The 19,266-nt window shown below is 70.6% G+C and carries 17 protein-coding genes; 5 read left to right on the top strand and 12 right to left on the bottom strand.

Annotated elements, in window-relative coordinates; genetic code table 11:
• Positions 1-48: 48 nt before the first annotated feature.
• The 4 genes from ACFQQL_RS11685 to ACFQQL_RS11670 form a co-directional block, all read right to left on the bottom strand.
• Positions 49-1,602 carry a class I adenylate-forming enzyme family protein gene (locus ACFQQL_RS11685; RefSeq protein WP_382394514.1) on the bottom strand — a complete coding sequence of 518 codons (1,554 nt, stop codon included), beginning with the start codon at positions 1,600-1,602 and terminating at the stop codon, positions 49-51.
• A complete protein-coding gene (locus ACFQQL_RS11680) occupies positions 1,602-2,339 on the bottom strand; it encodes an enoyl-CoA hydratase/isomerase family protein (RefSeq protein WP_382394512.1) in 738 nt (245 codons plus the stop codon). The genes ACFQQL_RS11685 and ACFQQL_RS11680 overlap by 1 nt, the downstream gene beginning before the upstream one ends.
• Positions 2,340-2,406: 67 nt before the next feature.
• Positions 2,407-3,954: a sodium/proline symporter gene (locus ACFQQL_RS11675; protein WP_382394510.1), complete on the bottom strand. Its 1,548-nt coding sequence runs from the start codon at positions 3,952-3,954 to the stop codon at positions 2,407-2,409.
• Positions 3,955-4,066: 112 nt separating this feature from the next.
• Complete coding sequence (locus tag ACFQQL_RS11670) at positions 4,067-5,005, bottom strand: LysR family transcriptional regulator (protein ID WP_382394508.1); 939 nt, start codon at positions 5,003-5,005, stop codon at positions 4,067-4,069.
• Between the two features lie 129 nt (positions 5,006-5,134).
• On the opposite strand from ACFQQL_RS11670, the gene ACFQQL_RS11665 reads away from it, so the two are divergent.
• Genes ACFQQL_RS11665 through ACFQQL_RS11655 form a run of 3 tightly spaced genes read left to right on the top strand, consistent with a single transcriptional unit; the run spans position 5,135 to position 7,676 of the window.
• A complete protein-coding gene (locus tag ACFQQL_RS11665; protein ID WP_382394506.1) occupies positions 5,135-5,437 on the top strand; it encodes a hypothetical protein in 303 nt (100 codons plus the stop codon).
• Entirely contained in the window at positions 5,437-6,945 is a 1,509-nt protein-coding gene (locus tag ACFQQL_RS11660; RefSeq protein ID WP_382394504.1) for a sodium:solute symporter family protein, read from the top strand. The genes ACFQQL_RS11665 and ACFQQL_RS11660 overlap by 1 nt, the downstream gene beginning before the upstream one ends.
• Entirely contained in the window at positions 6,942-7,676 is a 735-nt protein-coding gene (locus ACFQQL_RS11655) for an SDR family NAD(P)-dependent oxidoreductase (protein WP_382394502.1), read from the top strand. The genes ACFQQL_RS11660 and ACFQQL_RS11655 overlap by 4 nt, the downstream gene beginning before the upstream one ends.
• 72 nt (positions 7,677-7,748) lie before the next feature.
• Here the strand turns inward: ACFQQL_RS11655 and ACFQQL_RS11650 are convergent, their stop codons facing one another.
• From ACFQQL_RS11650 to ACFQQL_RS11640, 3 genes are read right to left on the bottom strand one after another with little or no spacing between them, the layout of a single operon-like run.
• Positions 7,749-8,159, bottom strand: coding sequence for a PaaI family thioesterase (locus ACFQQL_RS11650; RefSeq protein WP_382394500.1), 411 nt, complete (start codon positions 8,157-8,159; stop codon positions 7,749-7,751).
• A complete protein-coding gene (locus ACFQQL_RS11645; protein WP_382394498.1) occupies positions 8,156-9,745 on the bottom strand; it encodes a class I adenylate-forming enzyme family protein in 1,590 nt (529 codons plus the stop codon). Before ACFQQL_RS11645 ends, ACFQQL_RS11650 begins: the two co-directional genes overlap by 4 nt.
• Positions 9,742-10,755, bottom strand: a complete 1,014-nt coding sequence (locus tag ACFQQL_RS11640; RefSeq protein ID WP_382394496.1) for a zinc-binding dehydrogenase — start codon at positions 10,753-10,755, stop codon at positions 9,742-9,744. The genes ACFQQL_RS11645 and ACFQQL_RS11640 overlap by 4 nt, the downstream gene beginning before the upstream one ends.
• A 141-nt stretch (positions 10,756-10,896) precedes the next feature.
• Between ACFQQL_RS11640 and ACFQQL_RS11635 the strand changes: the two genes are divergently transcribed.
• Entirely contained in the window at positions 10,897-12,501 is a 1,605-nt protein-coding gene (locus tag ACFQQL_RS11635; protein ID WP_382394494.1) for an FAD-dependent monooxygenase, read from the top strand.
• Between the two features lie 24 nt (positions 12,502-12,525).
• Here the strand turns inward: ACFQQL_RS11635 and ACFQQL_RS11630 are convergent, their stop codons facing one another.
• Complete coding sequence (locus ACFQQL_RS11630; protein ID WP_382394492.1) at positions 12,526-13,440, bottom strand: GntR family transcriptional regulator; 915 nt, start codon at positions 13,438-13,440, stop codon at positions 12,526-12,528.
• 134 nt (positions 13,441-13,574) lie between these two features.
• On the opposite strand from ACFQQL_RS11630, the gene ACFQQL_RS11625 reads away from it, so the two are divergent.
• Positions 13,575-14,978 (top strand): amidohydrolase family protein, encoded by a 1,404-nt coding sequence (locus tag ACFQQL_RS11625; RefSeq protein WP_382394490.1) that lies wholly within the window; start codon positions 13,575-13,577, stop codon positions 14,976-14,978.
• 28 nt (positions 14,979-15,006) lie between these two features.
• Here the strand turns inward: ACFQQL_RS11625 and ACFQQL_RS11620 are convergent, their stop codons facing one another.
• The 4 genes from ACFQQL_RS11620 to ACFQQL_RS11605 form a co-directional block, all read right to left on the bottom strand.
• Positions 15,007-16,380, bottom strand: coding sequence for an ABC transporter substrate-binding protein (locus ACFQQL_RS11620; protein WP_382394488.1), 1,374 nt, complete (start codon positions 16,378-16,380; stop codon positions 15,007-15,009).
• Positions 16,381-16,423: 43 nt separating this feature from the next.
• Positions 16,424-17,347: a carbohydrate ABC transporter permease gene (locus ACFQQL_RS11615; RefSeq protein ID WP_382394486.1), complete on the bottom strand. Its 924-nt coding sequence runs from the start codon at positions 17,345-17,347 to the stop codon at positions 16,424-16,426.
• Positions 17,344-18,231 carry a carbohydrate ABC transporter permease gene (locus ACFQQL_RS11610; protein WP_382394484.1) on the bottom strand — a complete coding sequence of 296 codons (888 nt, stop codon included), beginning with the start codon at positions 18,229-18,231 and terminating at the stop codon, positions 17,344-17,346. The genes ACFQQL_RS11615 and ACFQQL_RS11610 overlap by 4 nt, the downstream gene beginning before the upstream one ends.
• A gap of 202 nt (positions 18,232-18,433) precedes the next feature.
• Positions 18,434-19,189 carry an RraA family protein gene (locus ACFQQL_RS11605; RefSeq protein ID WP_382394482.1) on the bottom strand — a complete coding sequence of 252 codons (756 nt, stop codon included), beginning with the start codon at positions 19,187-19,189 and terminating at the stop codon, positions 18,434-18,436.
• Positions 19,190-19,266: the final 77 nt, after the last annotated feature.

Raw genomic sequence — 19,266 nt, 5'->3', positions numbered from 1 at the left:
GGTTCCCGTGACCGCGTCGCGGGGGGGCGGCGCACCCGGCATGTTCCGTCAGATGGGGCGGGGTGCGCAGTCGATCGCGTTCTGGAGCCCACGCGGCAGTTCGTGCTTGGCCACCCGCTGGCTCGGTGTCAGCGGCATCTCGTCGATGACACGGACATAGCGCGGGAGCTGAAACGGGGCCAGGTGATCCGATGCCCACTCGACAACGGCTCGCGCGTCGACCATCTGCGGACGCGGGCTCGTGATGAGGAGCAGGATGTCCGACTCACCGACGTCCGACGGTACGCCGACCACAGCGCATCGATCGACGTCGGGGTGCCGGGCGACAACGTCCTCGACCTGCCACGCAGAGACGTTCTCTCCGCGGACCCGGATGCTGTCGCTGGCCCGGCCCACGAAGTGGAGATGCCCCGTCTCGTCCAGGTAGCCGTTGTCACCGGTCCGGAACCAGTCACCGTCGCGCGCGGCAGCGTCGGCCTCCGGCCGGCCGAGGTAACCGGGGGTCAACAGACCGGGGATGTGCCCTCGGACCAAGATCTCGCCGACCGCACCCGGTTCGTCGTCGTCTGCGGCGATACGCACGTCGAACCACGGCAGCGGACTGCCGACACCGTGATCGGCGACGCCACGATTGACCGTCACGATGCTCGAGGTCTCTGTCATGCCGTAGGTCTCGTGGAGCGCGAAGCCGAACCGCTTGGCGCAAGCTTCCCGGACCGCGGGCGTGGCACCCGCGCCCCACGCCACCCGCACCCGGTTGTCACGCTCGAGGTCGGTCTCCGGACACTGGAGCAGGATCTGGAGAATCCCGCCCAAGTAGTGGATGTGGGTGACATCGAACTGATGCACCTCGGTCCAGAAGCGAGAGGCGCTGAAGCGTTCAGTGATCGCGAGCGACGCGCGGGTGTAGAGCGGTATCAGCAGCACCTGCGCCCCGCCGATGTGGAAGATCGGCTCCCACAGATACAGGACGTCCCCGACGGCGACGTCCGTGACCTCCACCGCCCCGAGCGCGGCGGCGCGCAGCATCGCCTGGGTGACCCGAACCCCCTTCGGCGGCCCAGTGGTGCCAGAGGTGTACATCAGCAGGGCGGTGTCCGGGATGGGATCCGGCACGTCACCTACCTCGCGGCCGCGGGACAGGACTACGCCGGCGTCCTTAGACAACGACGCCAGCACGTCCAGACCGCATCCGTGCTCCGCTCGTAGCTGGGCGTCGACCGCCTGCGCGATCGAGCCGTCGCGCTCCGCGATGAGATGCGTCGCACCCGAGTCGTCGAGGAGGTGGGCCAGCGGCGCGCCCTTGAGTTTGGTGTTCAGCGGGACCCACAGAGCGCGATGACGCATCAGGGCGAAGACGACCGCGATATGGAGGGCCGAGTTCGGCAGTGACACCGCGACGCGGGTACCGGGCCCGACGCCGGCCTCCGCCAGCACGGACACGACCCGATCCACCTCGGCGTCGAGGTCTCCGACCGTGACCGACCGCCCGCGCTCACGGGCGTACATCCGATGCGGTTCCCTCGCGGCGAGGCCGGCGAGGTCCTGGGCGAGGTCGACGTCGAGATCTGTCGGTACCGATGGCGTCCGATGGACGGGCATCAGTCGTTCGCTCGCTGGGACAAGAAGCGGCCGGCGGTGTCCTGCGGCTCGCCGGCGCTGTATGCGGCCTTGTCGATGTCCAGCGCTGCAGCGAATGCATCCTGCAGGCCCGGACGGAGCATGCTGTGCAGATACCGCTTGGTCATCGTGAAGGCGTGGGCGGGCTGGCTCGCGAGCTCACCGGCTCGTTCGATTGCGCGCTCGAGCACTCGTTCAGGGGCACAGATCTCCGCGATGAGACCGAGGCGGTGAGCCTCGGCCGCGTCCATCAGCCGCCCGGTCAGCATGAGCTCCGCCGTCTTGGCGTGTCCGAGGGACTGCCACGTCAGGTACATCCCGGTGATGCTCGGAATGCCGGACTTGACCTCCGGCTGGCCGATGCGAACGCCGTCATGCGCCACACGCAGGTCGCACACCAGGGCCAGTTGGTAACCGGACCCCGCAGCGACACCGTTCAGGGCTGCCACGACCGGTGTCGACGCTCCGAGCACGGCGTCGTAGACCTGCGCGAACCCGTCCAGCCAATCCTCGACGTTCTCCGACGTGAACTCGGTCAGCTCGTTGAGATCCTGCCCGGAGCAGAAAGCGCGGTCCCCCGCACCCGTGATGACGATGGAGCGCACGTCGGGGTTGGCGTCCAGATCACGGACGGTTTGCGCGACGGTGCGCTGCATGGCCTGCGTCCATGCGTTCAGCGCATCCGGATTGTCCAGGGTGACGACTCCGCAGCCGTTCACGATCTCCTGCGTGACTACTCCCAAGAGTCCTCCACTCGTTGTCTCGTACGTGGTTCGTGCGCGTGGCTCAGGGACGCGAGTCCACGGCGGCCGCATGCTCCGTCCCGGCAGGCGTACTGACGAGGTCGAACTGTTCGGTCGCCACCGGGTGCGGACCGGGACCGAAGCGGTTGCCCAGCCAGATTCCGAGCAGGCCGGCGGCAAAGCCGGGGATGATCTCGTAGAGTCCGATCCGGTCGACCATCGGGTACACGACCACCGTCACTCCCCCGGCAGCCATCCCGCACAACGCCCCCAGCCGCGTGGTCCGGCGTGAGTACAGGGCAGCAAGGATCACTGGTCCGAAAGCGGCACCGAAGCCTGCCCAGGCGTAGGAGACCAGGTCCAGCACCGTGCCGCCGCGCAGGGCGATGAGGGCAGCGACGATCGAGACGGCCACCACCGTCCCGCGACTGATCCAGACCAGGGCACGTTCGGTGGCGTTCCGCTTGACGAATGCGCGGTAGAAGTCCTCGGACAGGGTGGTAGCAGCCACCACGAGCTGCGAGTCCGCGGTACTCATGATCGCGGCGAGGATGCCGGCCAGGAAGATGCCGGCGAGCCACGGCGGAACGAGCGAGGCGACCATCTCGAGGTAGGCGTTCTCGGGGTTGGCCAGCGACGGCCCGAAGTTGACGATCGCGAGCATCCCGATCACGGCGGCGAATCCGAGCAGCGTGATGGAGAGGAAGAGTCCGAGTCGGCGCCCGTTCTTCGCCGACGACGACGAGCGCAGTCCCATGAATCGCGCCAGGATGTGTGGCTGACCCAGATAGCCGAGTCCCCAGGCCAGTCCCGAGAGAATCGCGACGACGGCGACTGATCGGCCGGTCACCCACTCACCGTCCGTCAACGCGACCTCGACGAAAGGTGACATGAGGTTGCCGTTGCGCGCCGCGAGTGATTCGGCGACGGCGGCCGGCCCACCGGCGCTGACCAGTGCGACCACCGAGACGATCGCGAGGCTGGCGAACATCATGCAGCCCTGTACAACGTCCGTGTAGCTCGTGGCGAGAAATCCGCCGAGGCAGGAGTAGATCATGACGACGCTCGCCCCGAGCAGCACGCCGGTCGCGGTCGGAACGCCGAAGACCTGGTGGAACATGAGCCCGGCGGCGACGAACCCGGATCCGACGTACACGACGTAGAACCCGAGGATGATCACCGACGAAACGACCCTGAGCAGGTCGCTGTGGAACCGGTTGGCGAGGAAAGCCGGAAGGGTGACGGACTCCGCCGCTGCGCCGGTCCGGAAGTCGAATCCGCGCTCAGAATGCTCGCGCAAGCGAGCTGCCACCACTCGCCAGCTGACGTAGAACCCGATCGTCAGGCCCACGCTCGTCCAGATGTTGGCCATCCCGCTCACATAGAACGCTCCGGGAAGGCCGAGGAAGACCCAGGAGCTGGAGTCGGTGGCCTTGGCGCTGACCGTCGCGACGAACGTGCCCAGTCGCCGGCCGCCGATGGCGAAGTCGCTCAACTCCGTGTTCTTGCGTGCGAACCACGCTCCCATGGCCAACATGACCACCAGGTACACGCTGAAGGTGATGACCGAGGACATCGTGCTGCCAGCCATGTGGTCTCCGATCTGTGTGGCTCACCGCCGTGGTGCTCCGCTGGCTACCGATCGTGGTGGCGCAGGTCGCGCCCACAACAGGGGGACGCGATGCCAACTGGCGAGGCTGAGCCTAAGAATCGCTTATGGCTCCAGGAGCCACCGGGGTGCTCGTCATGGAGGCCGTGACGTGGCGAATGGCGGCGAGGAAGGCGTTCGTCAGCGGATTGTCATGGACCTTTCGCGTCGCGGCCACGATCTTCCGCTGCGGAAGCCGCCGGGTGATGGGCAAGGTCGCAATGGCCTCGTCGGGTTCGTGAGCCAGGTTCGGGATCATCGCGACGCCGAGACCCGCGGCGACGAAACCACGGACGGTCGCGAAGCTGTTGCTACGGAATGCGATGTGCGGGGTGAACCCCTCGCTCGCGCCGAGTGCGACGAGGCAGCGGCTGGCCGCGGTGTCCTCAGTGTTTGCGATCCACCGCTCGCGGGCCAGCTCGGACAGGTCGACTCCGTCCCTGCGGGCCAGGCGATGCTTGCGCGGAGCGATGACGTGCACGTCCTCGACCATGAGGTGCGTCAGCTGTACGTCACGCGGCCATGCGGTGGCGACGAGGTCGTAACGGAAGCCGAGAGCGACGTCCAGGTCTCCGTCGACCACGCGTGGGAACAGCTCGTGCGGCTCTCCCTCGTCCAGTGAGATCTCGACGTCACGCCGCCGGACCAGAAACCGCGCAATCACTTGCGCGACGATGGGCGCACCGGCCGAGGCAAAGCTCCCGATACGCAGTCGCCCCGCCTGCGCTGCCGCCAGGCGTTCGGCATCGCCCTCGAGCTGGTCGACGAGATCGAGGAGCTCTCCGGCACGCTCGTACAGGTACTGCGCCGCTTCGGTGCTGGTGACGCCTCGCGCCTGCCGCTCGAACAGTTGCAGGCCCAGCAACCGCTCGAGAGCCGACATCTGCTGCGAGACCGCCGAGGCCGTATAGCCCAGCTCGCGCCCGGCAGCGGCGAAGGAACCCCCACGGATGACGGCGGCGAGAGTGCGGAGTGTCGTGGGGTCGAGGGCCATCCGACGAGAATAGGGATCTCACCGCTCGGGAATACGGGAGGTCCGCGGCGTCGCTCCTGTCCTTCGCAGACGACACTGACCCCGACAACGAATCCCGGCGGCCGTCCGTGGCCGCGGAAAGTAGGACCGATGACTGTGTCGCGCGGTAATCGCACCAGGGCCGTGCTCGCCGTCGTCCTCGGCGTGGTGCTGGCCGCTCTCATGGTCTACCCGTGGCCGGAGGGGACGGCGACGCCGATCATCCTCGGAGTCATCCCGGCGCCGCTGTTCTTCTGGGTCGTCTGGACCGGGCTCTTCACGGCGTACCTGGCCTGGCTGGCCTACCGGTGGGACCCGTACGCCGCCGTCGTGCGGCGCGCGAACGCCGAGCACGAGGCGCGCATCGCGCGCACCGAACCCAGCGGTCCCGCCGAGCCCGAGGAGGCCCGCTGATGTCGGTCACCATGATGTGGATCGGCCTCATCGCGTTCTCGGTCCTGCTGATCTACCTGGGCTACCTCGGGAACCGGCAGACGTCCACCACGATGGAGGACTTCGTCCTCGGCAACCGAAAGCTGGCCAAGCTCCCGGCGTTCTTCACCGTCACCGCGACCCTGTTCAGCGCCTTCAGCTACTTCGGGATCACCGGGCAGTTCTACAGCAACGGGATCGGGTCCTGGATCCAGGTGGCCACCACGGCCGCCGTCGGGCCGATCATCTACTTCGCCGGCACGCGGATCTGGCTGGTGGCCCGCCGCTACGGCCTGGTGAACGTCACCGAGTACCTCACGGACCGGTATGCCTCCCGCTCGGTCGGCCTGGTGGCCGGAGTGATCGTCATCGTCGCGCTGGTGCCATACATGGGTGCGCAGTTCCGCGGCAGCGGCCTGACCCTGGAGGCCGTCACCGGCGGCGGCATCCCCTACTGGGCGGGTGCCGTGTTCCTCGCGGTGGTCGTGACGCTGTACGTGATGAGCGGCGGGTTCCGGTCGGTGGTCTGGACGGACGTGGTCCAGGGCGCCCTGATGTACGTGATCCTCGCCGTCGCGATGCTCATCCTGGTGCTCACCCAGACCGGCGGGTTCACCAACCTCATGGACACCGTCGGCGAGCAGTCCGAGCTGCTGTCCAACCCGGGCGGCGACGCCCTGTTCAGCCTGCCGTACCTCATCTCGGTGCTGGTGATCTTCGCCGCCTCGCACTTCACCATGCCGCAGCTGCAGCAGCGGTGGATGGCGGCCCGCAGCCACTCCACCCTGAAGTTCATCGCGATCACGTTCCCGATCGGCACGGGCCTGATCTACATCTGCTGCTTCTACATCGCGATGGTCGGTGTGGCGACCCGGCCGGGCTTCGAGAATCCGGAGTCGATCTACCCGGCGATGATCGTGGAGGTGCTGCCGCAGTGGCTGCTGCTGCTGGCGATCCTCGCGATCGTCGCGGCCACCGGCAGCACCGCGAACTCCATCGTGCTCACCCTCAGCTCCATCGTCGCGAAGGAGTACGTGCGCCCGGTGGCGGCGCGGCGCGGCGCGTCGGAGCGGGCGCTGGACCGCACCCTGACGATCACCACCCGCGCCATGCTGCCGGTCCTGGTCGGTGGCGGGCTGCTCGTGGCGTTCTTCGGCCCGGAGAGCATCATCGGGATCATCGTCGAGATCACCTGGCCCGCGGTGTTCCTCATCTTCCCCGCGCTGCTCGCGGGCCTGTACTGGCGACGCGCGACGTCGGCCGGCGCGGTGTCCTCGATGGTGGTCTCCGAGGCGCTGTTCCTCTCCCTCGACCGCGGCTGGCTGCCGGTCAACCTGGCCGGGTGGCACCCCGCGATGCCCGCGGCGATCCTCGGTGTCGTGGTGCTCGTGGTCGTCAGCCTGCTGACGCGCCCGCCGAGCACGGCGCACCTCGACCGGCACTTCCGCCTGTTCGAGGAGCCCGCGACGACGGCGGAGGCCACCCGGTGAGCGACGCACCGGTCGCCGTGGTCACCGGCGGCTCCGCCGGCATCGGCCGGGCGGTTGGCGAGCGGTTGGATCGCCGCGGCTACCGCGTGGTGAGCATCGCCCGGCACCGCGCCGATGCCGACGGCGGATGGACGCCTCCCGTGGAGCACCAGGCCGACGTCGCGGACGCCGACGCGCTCGCGCGGGTTGCCGAGCAGGTGCAGGCCGAGCTCGGTCGCGTGGACGCGCTCGTCACGTGCGCGGGCGCCGTGACCCGAGGCGCGCTGGCTGAGGCGCCGGTGGCTGACCTGACCCGCCAGGTGGAGGTGAACCTGCTGGGCACGATGAACGCCTGCCGGGCCTTCACGCCGGCGCTGCGGGTTGCCCGCGGCGCCGTGGTGACGCTCAGCTCCTCGATCGCGGCCAATCCGCAGCCGTCCGCGAGCGCCTACGCGGCGGCCAAGGGCGGGGTGGAGGCGTTCACCCGGGCGCTGGCACTGGAGATCGCGCCGGTCCGGGTCAACGCCGTGCGCCCGTCGCTGGTGGACACCGGCATCTGGGTGACCGGCGGCATGGCGGCCGAGGACTACTCGGCGCTGCTGGAGCGCCGGGCCGCGGAGTACCCGCTGGGCCGGGTGGGCAACCCGGAGGACGTCGCAGCGGCGGTCGCGTTCCTGCTCTCCGCCGAGGCGGCCTGGATCACCGGCGTCGTGCTCCCGGTCGACGGCGGGGCGAACCTCGTCGGCCGCTGAGGGATCGGGCGCACCCCACGCCCGCCCGAGAATCCTGCGACTCGGCACACGGATGACGAGTCGCGGGCGGGTCTAGGCGACGGCGGTGCTGTAGACGCCGCGCCCGACGGCGAGCTCCTTGCCGTCGCCGTTGACCACCTTCGAGTCGGCCACGCCCAGGGACCGGCCGCGGCGCACCACCGTCCCGGTCGCCAGGAGGGTGTCGCCCGGGCGGGCGGGCCGCAGGTAGTCCACCCGCAGGTCGATCGTCGGCAGGCCCACGCCGAGCTGGGAGACGAGCGCGAAGTCGCCGGCGACGTCCAGGAGGGTGGCGAGGATGCCGCCGTGGACGTAGCTGCCCGCCACGTCGGCGGTCAGGTCGGGGCGGCAGGTCATGCCGATGGTGACGGTGCCGTCGGAGGCGTCCACCAGCTCCAGCCCGAGCCACCGGTGGTAGGCGGGGCTGGTGAGCAGCTCCCGCACGGTGGCGATGTCCACGGTCATGGTCGGTCCTCTCCGTCGGCCGCCGCGCCCAACGGCCGGTCCGCCAGGTGCTCCCGGACCAGCGCGGCGAGTCGTGCGTAGTCGATCTTGCCGGTACCTCCGAGCGGCAGCGCGTCGAGGAACCAGACCCGCCGCGGGTGGGCGTGGGCGGCGCCGTTGGCGAGCGCGTACTCCTTGACCTCCGCCTCGGTGAGGCCCTCGGCCGCCACGAACGCGACCGGCACCTGTCCCTTGCGGGTGTGCGGCGCGGGCACCACGGCGGCCTGCTGGACGCCGGGCATGCCGCGCAGCAGCTGCTCCACCTCGAGCGGGTAGACGTTCTCGCCGCCCACGTTCATCATGTCGTCCGCCCGGCCGAGCACCCGGAAGTACCCGTCGTCGTCGGCCACGGCGAGGTCACCGGTGCGCAGCCAGCCGTCCACCGAGATCCGCTCGCGGGTGACCTCGGGCAGCCGGTGGTAGCCGGCCGTCACGCCGGGGTTGCGGACCCACATCTCCCCCACCTGCCCGGTGGGCACCTGCGGCAGCTCGGCGACGGGCGTGGCCGGCATCTCCTCGACGTCGAGCAGGTGGACCTCGCCGCCGGGCATGGGCCGGCCGGCCAGGCCGTACCGCGGGGTGGCGGTGCGCGGGTTCATGAGAACCTGCGGCCCACCCTCGGTCAACCCGTACGCCTCGATGACCGGGGCACCGAGCCCCTCGGCGAAGCTGCGCCCGAGGGCCTCCGAGAGCGGCGCGGAGCCGCAGATGACGAAGCGCAGGGAGCCGAGGTCGTGCCGGGTGTGCTCGCCGCTGGCCAGCAGCATCTCGTACGTGGCGGGGACGCCGGTGGTGTAGGTGCAGCGGTGCTCGGCCACCTCGGCGGGGATGCCGGCGGGGTCCGGACCGCGGCCGATCACGATCGTGCCGCCGGTCAGCAGGAGCGGCTTGATCACGCAGATCATGGCGTTCTTGTGGTAGATCGGCGCGGTGATGAGGCCGCGGTCGTCCTCCTGCAGCTCCCACACCTGCGCGACGGTGCTGGCGTTCCAGTGCTGGCCGCCGTGGGTGAGCAGACAGCCCTTGGGGTTGCCGGTGGAGCCGGAGGTGTAGGGCTGGAGGCAGACGTCGTCGGCGTGCACCGGGGCGGGCGCACGGTCACCGTCCGACGGCGCTGGGGCGCCCGTTCCGCCGTCGTCCCAGCCGACCTGGCCGGCCAGGAGGAGGCGGGCGCCGCCCGCCAGCTCGCGTGCCCGCTCGGCGAGCGGGCCGTGGCTGAGCAGCACGGCGGGTGCGGCGTCGGACATGACGTGCTGCAGCGCGGTGCGGCCGGCGCGGGTGTTGAGCGGGACGGCGACGGCGCCGGCCCAGATGACGCCGAGGAGCGCCTCGACGAAGCGGTGGTGGTTGCCGAACAGCAGCGCGACCCGGTCCCCCGGTCCCACGCCGGCGGCGCGCAGCGTGGCGGCGGTGGTGCGCACCGCCTCGGCGAGCGCGGCATAGCTGATGCGGTCATCGGCCTGCCGGATCGCGGTCCGCCCCGGGTGCGCCTCGCTGCCGGCGAGGAGCCGGACGGCGAGGTTGTCGCGGGTGCCGGGGTCGGTCACAGCGTGATGACGACCTTCCCGATGACGGAGCGGTCCTCCAGGCGCTGCTCGGCGGCACGGATGTCCTGCAGCGGGTAGGTGCTGTCGATGACCGGGGCGAGGGTGCCGTCGCGGACCATCGCGAGGAGGGCCTCGAGGTCCTCGCGGCGCCAGCCGTTGCTGCCGAGGATGTCCAGCTCGCGGACCCAGACGTAGGGCTGGAACTGGGTGACGTCGTAGCCGCTGGTGGCGCCGCAGGTGACCACGCGGCCGCCGGCGCGGGTGGCCCGGATGGAGTCCTGCCAGGTGGCGGCGCCGGTGTTGTCGACCATGAGGTCCACGCCCTGCTTGCCGGTGGCCTTCCAGATCTGGGCGCCCCAGTCCGAGGCGCTGGAGTCGATGACGACGTCGGCGCCGAGCTCGGTGAGCCGGTCGCGCTTGGCCGGGGTGCTGGCGCAGGCGATGACGCGGGCGCCGATCGCCTTGGCGATCATGACGGCGCCGGTGCCGAGCCCGCCGGCGGCGCCGAGGATGGCCACGGTCTCCCCCGCCTGGAGCCGACCGCGGGTGATGAGCTGGCGGCGGGCGGTGCCGTAGGCGATGGGCAGGGCGGCGGCCGTCACGAAGTCGACGTCGTCCGGGAGCGGGATGCCGTTGGCGGCCGGGACGGCCGCGTACTCGGCGAGCCCGCCCTGCATGTCCTCGCCGAGGGCCTTGCCGTGCACGAGCGGGTCGATGAGGACGCGGTCCCCGACCGCGACGCCGGTGACGTCCCGGCCGACGCGGGCGATCTCGCCGGCGATGTCGCCGCCGGAGATGTGCGGCAGCGGCAGGTGCTTGCCGGCCACGCCCTTGCGGACGAACACGTCGAGGTGGTTGAGCGAGCAGGCCCGCACCCGGACGAGGACGTCGTCCGGTCCGACGTCGGGGACGGGGTGCTCCCCGACCACGCGCCCCTCGGGTCCGCCGCGCTCGACGATCAGCGCGGCACGCATCTGCTCGGGTGCGCCGGACGGCGTCGCATCCACCACGGTCGGTCGTCCTCCAGGGAGTCGGTCTCGGCGGTCCTGGCGCTACTTTCTCACGTCCGCCGGTCGGGGCCGGCGGCCGGTTCGGACCGTGGCGTGGACACGTCCGAGACGGGCGGTCCGCACTGGTTACAGTCATGGCCGATGCGAACGAAGAACGACACCGACGTCGCCGTCGTGGGCGGCGGACCGGTCGGCACCGCCCTGGCGATCAGCCTCGCCCAGCAGGGCGTGGCCTGCACCGTGATCGAGCGGCACGCGACCCCGCAGCGGGTGCCGAAGGGGCAGAACCTCACCCAGCGCACCATGGAGCACTTCCGCCGCTGGGGCATCGAGGACAGGCTGCGGGCGGCGCGCACCATGGGCGCCGACCAGCCTGCCGGCGGTATGACGGCGTACGGCAGCCTGCTGGGCGAGTACCGGTACCCGTGGCTCAACCGCGCCTGGGTACGCGAGTTCTACGCGGCGGCCAACGAGCGGCTCCCCCAGTACGCCACGGAGACCGTGCTGCGAGACCGGGCCACCGAGCTGGACGGCGTGAGCGTGCTGCACCGCTGGACCGCCGACGCGATCCGCCAGGACGAGGACGGCGTGACGGTGGGCATGGAGTCCCGTGACGGCGAGCGGCGCGAGATCCGCGCCAGCTACGTGGTGGGGTGCGACGGCAGCCGCTCGCGCGTGCGTGAGGCAGCGGGCATCACCCAGACCCTCGCCGACCACGACCGCGTCATGGTGCTGCTGGTGTTCCGCTCCGCGGAGTTCGACCGGATCATGGAGCGCCACCCGGGCGTCGCGTTCGTCAACGTCATGAACCCCGGGCTGGAGGGGTACTGGCAGTTCTTCGGGCGGGTGGACGCGAAGGAGACGTGGTTCTTCCACGCGCCGGTGGACGCCGCCGACGTGCGCGACGTGGACCTGCGGGAGCTGCTGGCGCGTGCGGTCGGCCAGGAGTTCGACTTCGCTGTCGAGTACCTGGGCCAGTGGGACCTGCGCTTCGCGCTGGCCGACTCCTACCGCTCGGGCCGCGCCGGGCGCGTGCTGATCGCCGGCGACGCCGCACACAGCCACCCGCCCTACGGCGGCTACGGCATCAACTCCGGTTTCGAGGATGCCCGGAACCTCGCCTGGAAGCTCGCCGCGCAGCTGCACGGGTGGGCCGGGCCGGCGCTGCTCGACTCCTACGACGCGGAGCGCCGTCCGGTCTTCGCCTCCACCCGTGACGACTTCATCGACCGGTCCATCCGCGACGACCGCGACTTCCTCGCCGCCTACGACCCGGCGGCGGACCGGGCCGCGTTCGAGGCCGCGTGGCGGCACCGCGACGACGGCGCCGAGCGCGAGGTGGACGCGTTCGAGCCGAACTACGCGGGCTCCCCCGTCATCGTCGGCGCGGACGACGGCGCAGCACCGAGTGCCCTGGGCGGCCACCAGATGCGGGCACGCGCCGGGCACCACCTCGCCCCGGGGACCACCGCGGACGGCGGCGAGGTCTTCGCGGCCCTCGGCAGCGCCTTCACCCTGCTGGCGGCGGACGCCACGACGGCGGAGCCGTTCCGTGCGGCGGCCGAGAAGCTGGGCGTGCCGCTCGACGTCGTCGTGCTGGATGCCGCGTCCGCGACGAGGTACGAGAGCGGGCTGGTCCTCGTGCGGCCGGACGAGTACGTCGCCTGGGCCGGGTCGGCTGGCACGGATGACGCGGCGGATGCTGCCGGTGCGGAGGCGGTGCTCGCGCGCGCGACCGGCCGGTGACGTCTCTCCGGCCCGGCACGACGGTCAGGACCCTCCCGTCCGGTGGGCGGCGGCGGTGAGGCCGTCCAGGTAGTGGCCGAGGGCGAGCTCGAACGCGTCGTCCAGCCCGCGGAGCCCGGACGCGCCGGCACCGAGCGCGTCGAGCTCGGACAGCCGGGGGAAGTCCCCGCCCTGCAGAAGCTGGGACGCCTCGGCGTCGATCGTCGCCCACCACTGCTCGTTCCGCAGGCTCGTCTCCCGCTGTGCGTGGATCTCGCGGAGCGCCCCGAGCGCCAGGCCGTGGACCAGGGCCGGGAGCGCCAGGGCCACGCGGACCCGGGTGTGCGGGTCGAGGTCAAGCTCGGCCAGCGCCTCGAGAGTCCACTCGCTGTGCAGCATCGCCTCCGGAGCCAACGGCGGCCGGGTGACCAGGGTCAGCTCCGCCAGCCAGGGGTGGGACCGGTACAGCCGCCACTGCAGCCGGTAGACCGTCTCGAGTCGCTGCCGCCATCCGGTCGGCATCGGCTGGGGAAGCGGGTTGGACCTGAAGATGGCGCGCACCATCAGGACCTCCAGCTCCTCGCGGCCGGCGACGTGCCGGTACAGCGACATCGGGGCGACCTTCAGCGCTCCGGCCAGCCGCCGCATCGACACCGCCTCCAGCCCCTCGCGGTCGGCGATCTGGATGGCGACGGCGAGGATGCGGGCTCGCGTCAAGGACGCTGCGCCCGCTCCCCGGCCGCCTCGCACGACCGTTCCCGAGCCGGTCCGCGCGGAGACCAGGCCCTCGTCCCGGAGGATCGCCAGGGCGCGACTCGCCGTCGCCATGGCGACGCCCCAGTCCCGGACGAGCTGCCGAGTCGACGGGACTCGATCGCCGGCACGGAGATCCCCGTTCGCGATCTGCTCCCGCAGACTCGCCGCGATCCGCTCCGAGGGTCCTTCGCCCGATGGCGCCACGAGTGCCAGTGTACTAGTGCGATCCGCACCACCGCACAGGCAATGGCGCCCTGCTTGCCTGCCATCATGCGGATTCTGGAAGAAGTGCACTAACCGCAGTGCTGTCTGCGCCGGGCCGGCCATACGGTGTACGCATGTCACACAAGAGGGTTCATGCCTACGTCGGCGCCACCGTCATCGACGCCACCGGCGCACCGCCTCGACCGAATCAGACCGTGACGGTCGCCGACCGGATGATCACGGCGGTCGGCCCCGCAGCGCAGGTGCCCACTCCGCCCGGGGCAGTCGTCCACGACGTCCGCGGCAAGTACCTGATCCCGGGCCTGACGGACATGCACGTGCACAGCGAGTCGGAGACCCTCGACCCCAGGCACTTCGCCAGCCTCTACATCGCCAACGGCGTGACGGCGGTCCGCGAGATGTGGGGCCGCCCCTCGCTGCACCGGATCCGCCACCTGGTGGACTCCGGGTCGCTCCTCGGACCACGGATGACCATCGCCAGCCCGCTGCTCGACGGTGACCCCGCACTGTGGTCCGACGTCCCCGACGCCCCGGTCGTGGCGATCGGCCACCCCGCCCAGGCGCGCCGAGCCGTGGGCGAGGCCGTCGACGCGGGAGCCGACTTCGTCAAGGTGTACTCCCGGCTCGATCCGGAGTGCTACCGGGCCGTCCTCGCCGAGGCGCACCGGCGCGATGTGCCGGTCGCCGGCCATCGGTCGGACAACGTCCCCTTCGTCGAGCAGATCGAGTCCGGACAGCGGTCTTTCGAGCACATGTTCGGCGGCATCTGGACTGCCGCATCGTCGGACATGGACCGTCTCGAGGCCGCGCTGGCCGCGATCCAGACGTCACCGGAGTTCCATCTCGGGAGCTGGTTGAAGCAGGTGGCCCAGGTGGAGTGGGACGCGATCGCCACGTACGACCGCGTGGCGGCGGGCTCGGTGTTCGACCGGCTCGTCGCGGCGGACGTCGCCTACACCCCTACCCTCGCCGTGCACGTGGCCGTCGACGAGCCGGAGTCGATCCGGCTGGATGACCCCCGGATGGACTACCTGGTCCCCGGGACGCCGGAGTCCTGGGAGTTCCTGACCAGGCACATCTACTGCGGCGGTGGCCGGTCGGCCGAGGAGCACGTGCAGCACCGCGACCTGCTCACCTGGCGACGGGCGACCGTGGGCGCCATGTCCGAGGCGGGGGTGCGGCTGCTCGCCGGCACGGACTCGGTCGGGCCGGGCCTCTTCCCCGGGTTCAGCCTGCACGTCGAGCTCGAGCAGCTCGTCCTGGCAGGGCTGAGCCCGTTGCAGGCCCTGCAGGCCGCCACGATCGAGCCGGCCAGGTTCCTCGGCCGGGAGCACTGGGCCGGCACGGTCGAAGCGGGCCGCGTGGCAGACCTCGTGGTGCTGGACGCGGATCCGCTCGCCGACATCCGCAACACCCGGCTGATCCACTCCGTGGTCGCAGACGGGCACCACGTCGGCCCCGCCGAGCGCCGAGAGCTGCTGGCGACGGCGGCGCGGATCGCCGCCGGGGCGGAGTGACGGTCCGCCCCGGGACGTACCTACTTCCCTACCCGGTCGACTCGGCCGCCAGTGCCGCGTTGACCTCCTCGTAGAACGCGTGGGCTGCCTCCTCCACGCTGGCTTCGCCGAAGGCGATGGACTCCCAGTGGCGGGTGAAGGTGTCCTCGAAGTTCGCCTGGTAGCCCGGCGGGTAGAGGATCGACTCCGGCTCGCGATCGACGATGTCCTGGTAGAGCCGGAGCTCGTGCTGCTTCTCCGCGGGGAGCTCCGGATCGTCCAGCTGCTGCTCCAGATGCCGGGTGTTGGTAGCGGCCCCGTTGTCCGAGGCGAAGGCCTGGCCGGCGTCGTCGTTGTTGACCCAGAAGTCGATGAAGGCGGCCGCCGTGGAGGCGTTGGTGCAGTTGGCCGGGATCGAGAAGCCCGACGTGAACAGCGCATTGCCCTGCCCCGCCTCGCCCCACGGGGCCGGCGCACTGGTGAGCTGCTGTCCCGGCGCGAGCCCGTCGAGGGTCTCCTGCGCGGGCGTGAGGGCGTTGCCGGGAAGGTTGTCGACCATGACCCTGCCCTGGGCGACGTACCGCTGCTCGGTCTGGTCCGGCTCTTCCGAGGACTGTTGCGGCGTCGTCGTGACGCCGTCCTGACGCAGCTCGTCCCAGAACCTCCAGTAGTCGACCAGCACCTGCTCGTCGAAGCCGATCTGGTTGCCGTCGAAGAGCGCCTGGCCGGTGCCCTGGACGTAGGCGATGAAGTAGTTCGGCAGTCCGCCGCCGAGGTTCGCGGCCTTGACGCCCTCGGGCAGGCCTTCCTGGGCCTCACGCAGGTAGTCCCCGAACTCCTCCCAGGTGTAGCCCTCCTCGGGCAGCCCGACCCCTGCCTCCTCGGCGAGAGTCTCGTTGATGACGACGGCGTCGTAGGCGGCGCCGTACGGGACCATGTAGAGATTGCCGTCCAGCCCTCGCCCGGTGTCGAGCACGTCCTGGGGCAGGTCGCTGACGTCGATGGCGCCGGACTCGATCATCGGCTCCAGCGGGAGAAGTGCGTCGCGCGTGGTGTAGTCGTTGAGCTGGCGCCCCTGGGTCTGGGTGACGCACGGCATGTTGCCGCTCGACGCCTGGACGTTGAGCCGCTCCCAGTACGGCGCGAAGTCGGCGCTCTCGTGCTCGATCGTGACCTCGGGATGCTCCTCGCGGAACAGGTCCGCCACGGCCTGGGTGCGCTCGATCCGCGGGCCCGAGCCCCAGTAGGCCAGCCGGACAGTCCCCTCGACCGGCCCGGTGCCGTCCACGGTCTGGCCGGGACTCGCCCCGCCGGAGCTCTCACCGATGGACGTGCCGCCGGTGCAGGCGGCGATGAGGGCGACGCATGTGCCGGCCGTGGCCGCTGCCGCGACCGACCTGCGCAGCCGTGTCGTGGGAGTCATGAGGTGTCCTCTCTGTCATGACCGTTCAGTGATCGATCGGCAGTTACTTCAGTCCCGTCGTCGCGATGCCCTCGACCAGCAGCTTCTGCGCGACGAGGAAGAACCCGACGACGGGTGCCAGGGACAACGTGGCCATCGCGAAGAGCGGCCCGAAGGCCGATTCACCGGTCGCGTCGAGGAACCCGTTGAGGCCGAGGGTCACCGTCCACAGCTCCGGACGGTTGAGGTAGAGCAGGGGCCCGAGGAAGTCGTTCCAGGTGTTGATGAAGGTGAACAGCGCGGTGGTGCCCAGCGCCGGCAGCGACAGCGGGATGACGACGCGGAAGAAGGTGCCCACGTGGCCGCAGCCGTCGAGGAGCGCGGCGTCGTCGAGATCGCGCGGGAGGGTCCGGATGAACTGGACCATGAGGAAGATGAAGAACGCGTCCGTGGCCAGGAACTTCGGCACCGTCAGCGGCAGGATCGTGTTGATCCACGCCAGCTCGTTGAACAGCACGTACTGGGGCACCATCGTCACGTGGTACGGCAGCAGCATCGTGCCGAGCATGAGCGCGAACATGAAGCGCTTGAACGGGAAGTTCAGCCGCGCGAAGGAGTAGGCGGCCATGGAGCAGGCCACGACGTTCCCGATCACGCACAGCGCCGTGATGGCCAGCGAGTTGAGGAAGAACCGGGAGAAGTTCAACGACCCGGAGTTCCACCCCGCGCGGTAGTTCTCCAGCGTCGGGTTGGACGTCCAGAAGCTCAGCGTGCCGAACGCCTCGTTGCTGGGCCGCAGCGACGCCCCCACCATCCACAGCAGCGGGTAGAGCACGATCGCCAGCACGGCGATGAGGGTCGCGTGCCGCACGATCCCGGCGAGGAGCCGGTTGCGCACCGGACGCCGTCCGAAGAACTGGCGCGGCGGGGCGGGCTCGCCGGTGGCACGGTCGCGTGCGCGCCCGGTGGAGCTGACGGTGGCGGTCATCGTTCGTCTCCGTAGTGGACCCAGTACCGCGACGTGGCGAACAGCGCCGCGGTGAAGACGGCGAGCACGGCCACCAGCGCCCACGCCATGGCGGAGGCGTAGCCCATGTCAAGGTTGGCGAAGCCGCGCAGGTAGAGGTACAGGGTGTAGAAGAGCGTGGAGTCCAGCGGTCCGCCGGTCCCGCCGCTGACGACGTAGGCCGGGGTGAAGGCCTGGAAGGCGTTGACGGTCGTCAGCAGCAGGTTGAAGAAGATCAGCGGAGTCAGCAGGGGCACGGTGACGCTGAGGAAGCGGCGGATCGGTCCGGCGCCGTCGACCGCCGCTGCCTCGTACAGGTCGGTGGGGATCTGGCGCAGGCCGGCGAGGAAGATGACCATCGTGGAGCCGAACGTCCACACGTTGAGCACCACGAGCGTCCACAGCGCCGAGTCGGGGTTGCCGATCCAGCTCTGGCCGCTGATGCCGAGCGTGCCCAGCGCCGCGTTGACGATGCCGTCGCCGCCGAAGACCTGCCGCCACAGCACCGCGATGGCCACGCTCGTCCCGATCAAGGACGGCAGGTAGAACGCCGCGCGGTAGACCGGCAGGAACCGCATGCCCTTGTTGAGGGCCATCGCGACGCCGAGGGAGAACGCGAGTACGGCGGGGACCGAGACGGCCACGTACTTGAGCGTCACGATCACCGACGCGGCCAGCCGCGGGTCGGCGGCCATCTGCTCGTAATTGCCCGTCCCGATCCACTGCGCCGGCGACATGAGGTCGTAGTCGGTGAAGCTGAGGTAGAGCGAGTACGCCATCGGGCCGAGCGTCAGGAGCACCATCCCGGCGATCCACGGCGCGAGGAAGCCGTACCCGGCGATCGCCTCACGCGTGCGTCGGCTCATCGATCCGGACCGCTCCCGTGCGGGCTGACGGTCCGGGGCCGGTCCGGGGGCCGCCGTGGTCCCGGTCGAGAGTGTTGCCACCGGTCCTCCTCCAGGGGTGCGCGTCGGTGCGCCTGGGCGCCCAGACCTCGCTGAGTGGTCGGGAACGGACAGGGGGTTTGCGGGTCCCGCGGCCGATCGGGGCCGCGGGACCCGTGTCGGATCAGACGCCGTCGTAGTAGGCGAGCACGGCCTCGACGTCGACGGTGCTGTCGGGCTGGATCCCCAGCGTGCTGTAGTGCTTGCGCCGCTTGTGCATGTCGGCGAGGAGGATGGCCCGCGCGTGCGTGGCCACCTCCTGCGCCACCTCGGCAGGAACCACCACGACGCCGTCGTCGTCGCACCCGACCATGTCGCCGGGGCGGACCTGGACGCCGCCGCAGGAGATCGTGCCCTGCACCTCGACCACCTCGATGCGGCCGGGGATGATCGTGCGCCCGCGCCGGCGCACGGCGACGGGGGTGCGCTGGAGGATCACCTCGCCGGTGTCGCGGCAGTACCCGTCGCTGACGATGCCGACGGCGCCGGCGGCGACCGCGGCCATGGTGTTCTCCGAGCCCCAGAAACCGACCTCGGGGCCGCCGCCGGAGTCCATGACCACGACGTGGCCCGGGGGGAGGTCGCCGGGGAGCTTGCGGTGCCCGTGACGCTCGAACCAGATGCGGTGGGCGTCGACGATGTCCTCGGTGCTGTCGAGCTTCCACATCGGCTTGTTGGCGGGGACGCACCGCATGGTGGCGGCCTGCCCCCAGAACTTCATGCCTTCCCAGAGCGGGCGCACCTCGCGCGACATCAGCGTGAGGTTGAAGTAGCCGATCCCGTCGAGAGCATCCGCCACGTCACAGACCCGCAGGTACTTGTAGAGGCTGTTCAGGTCGTTCGGGTCGGCCTTCTCGAGGGTGGTCGTCGGCGACGTCATCGTGTTCCTCTCTACGCTGAGCAGTTCGCGACTATTGTCTACAGTAGACGCCTCGTCCAAGCAACCCCGGGTCGGGC

Origin of the sequence: Georgenia alba (assembly GCF_042665525.1) — a bacterium.
Classification (GTDB): Bacteria; Actinomycetota; Actinomycetes; order Actinomycetales; family Actinomycetaceae; genus Allobogoriella; species Allobogoriella alba.
This window is presented reverse-complemented; position numbering and strand designations above follow the sequence as displayed.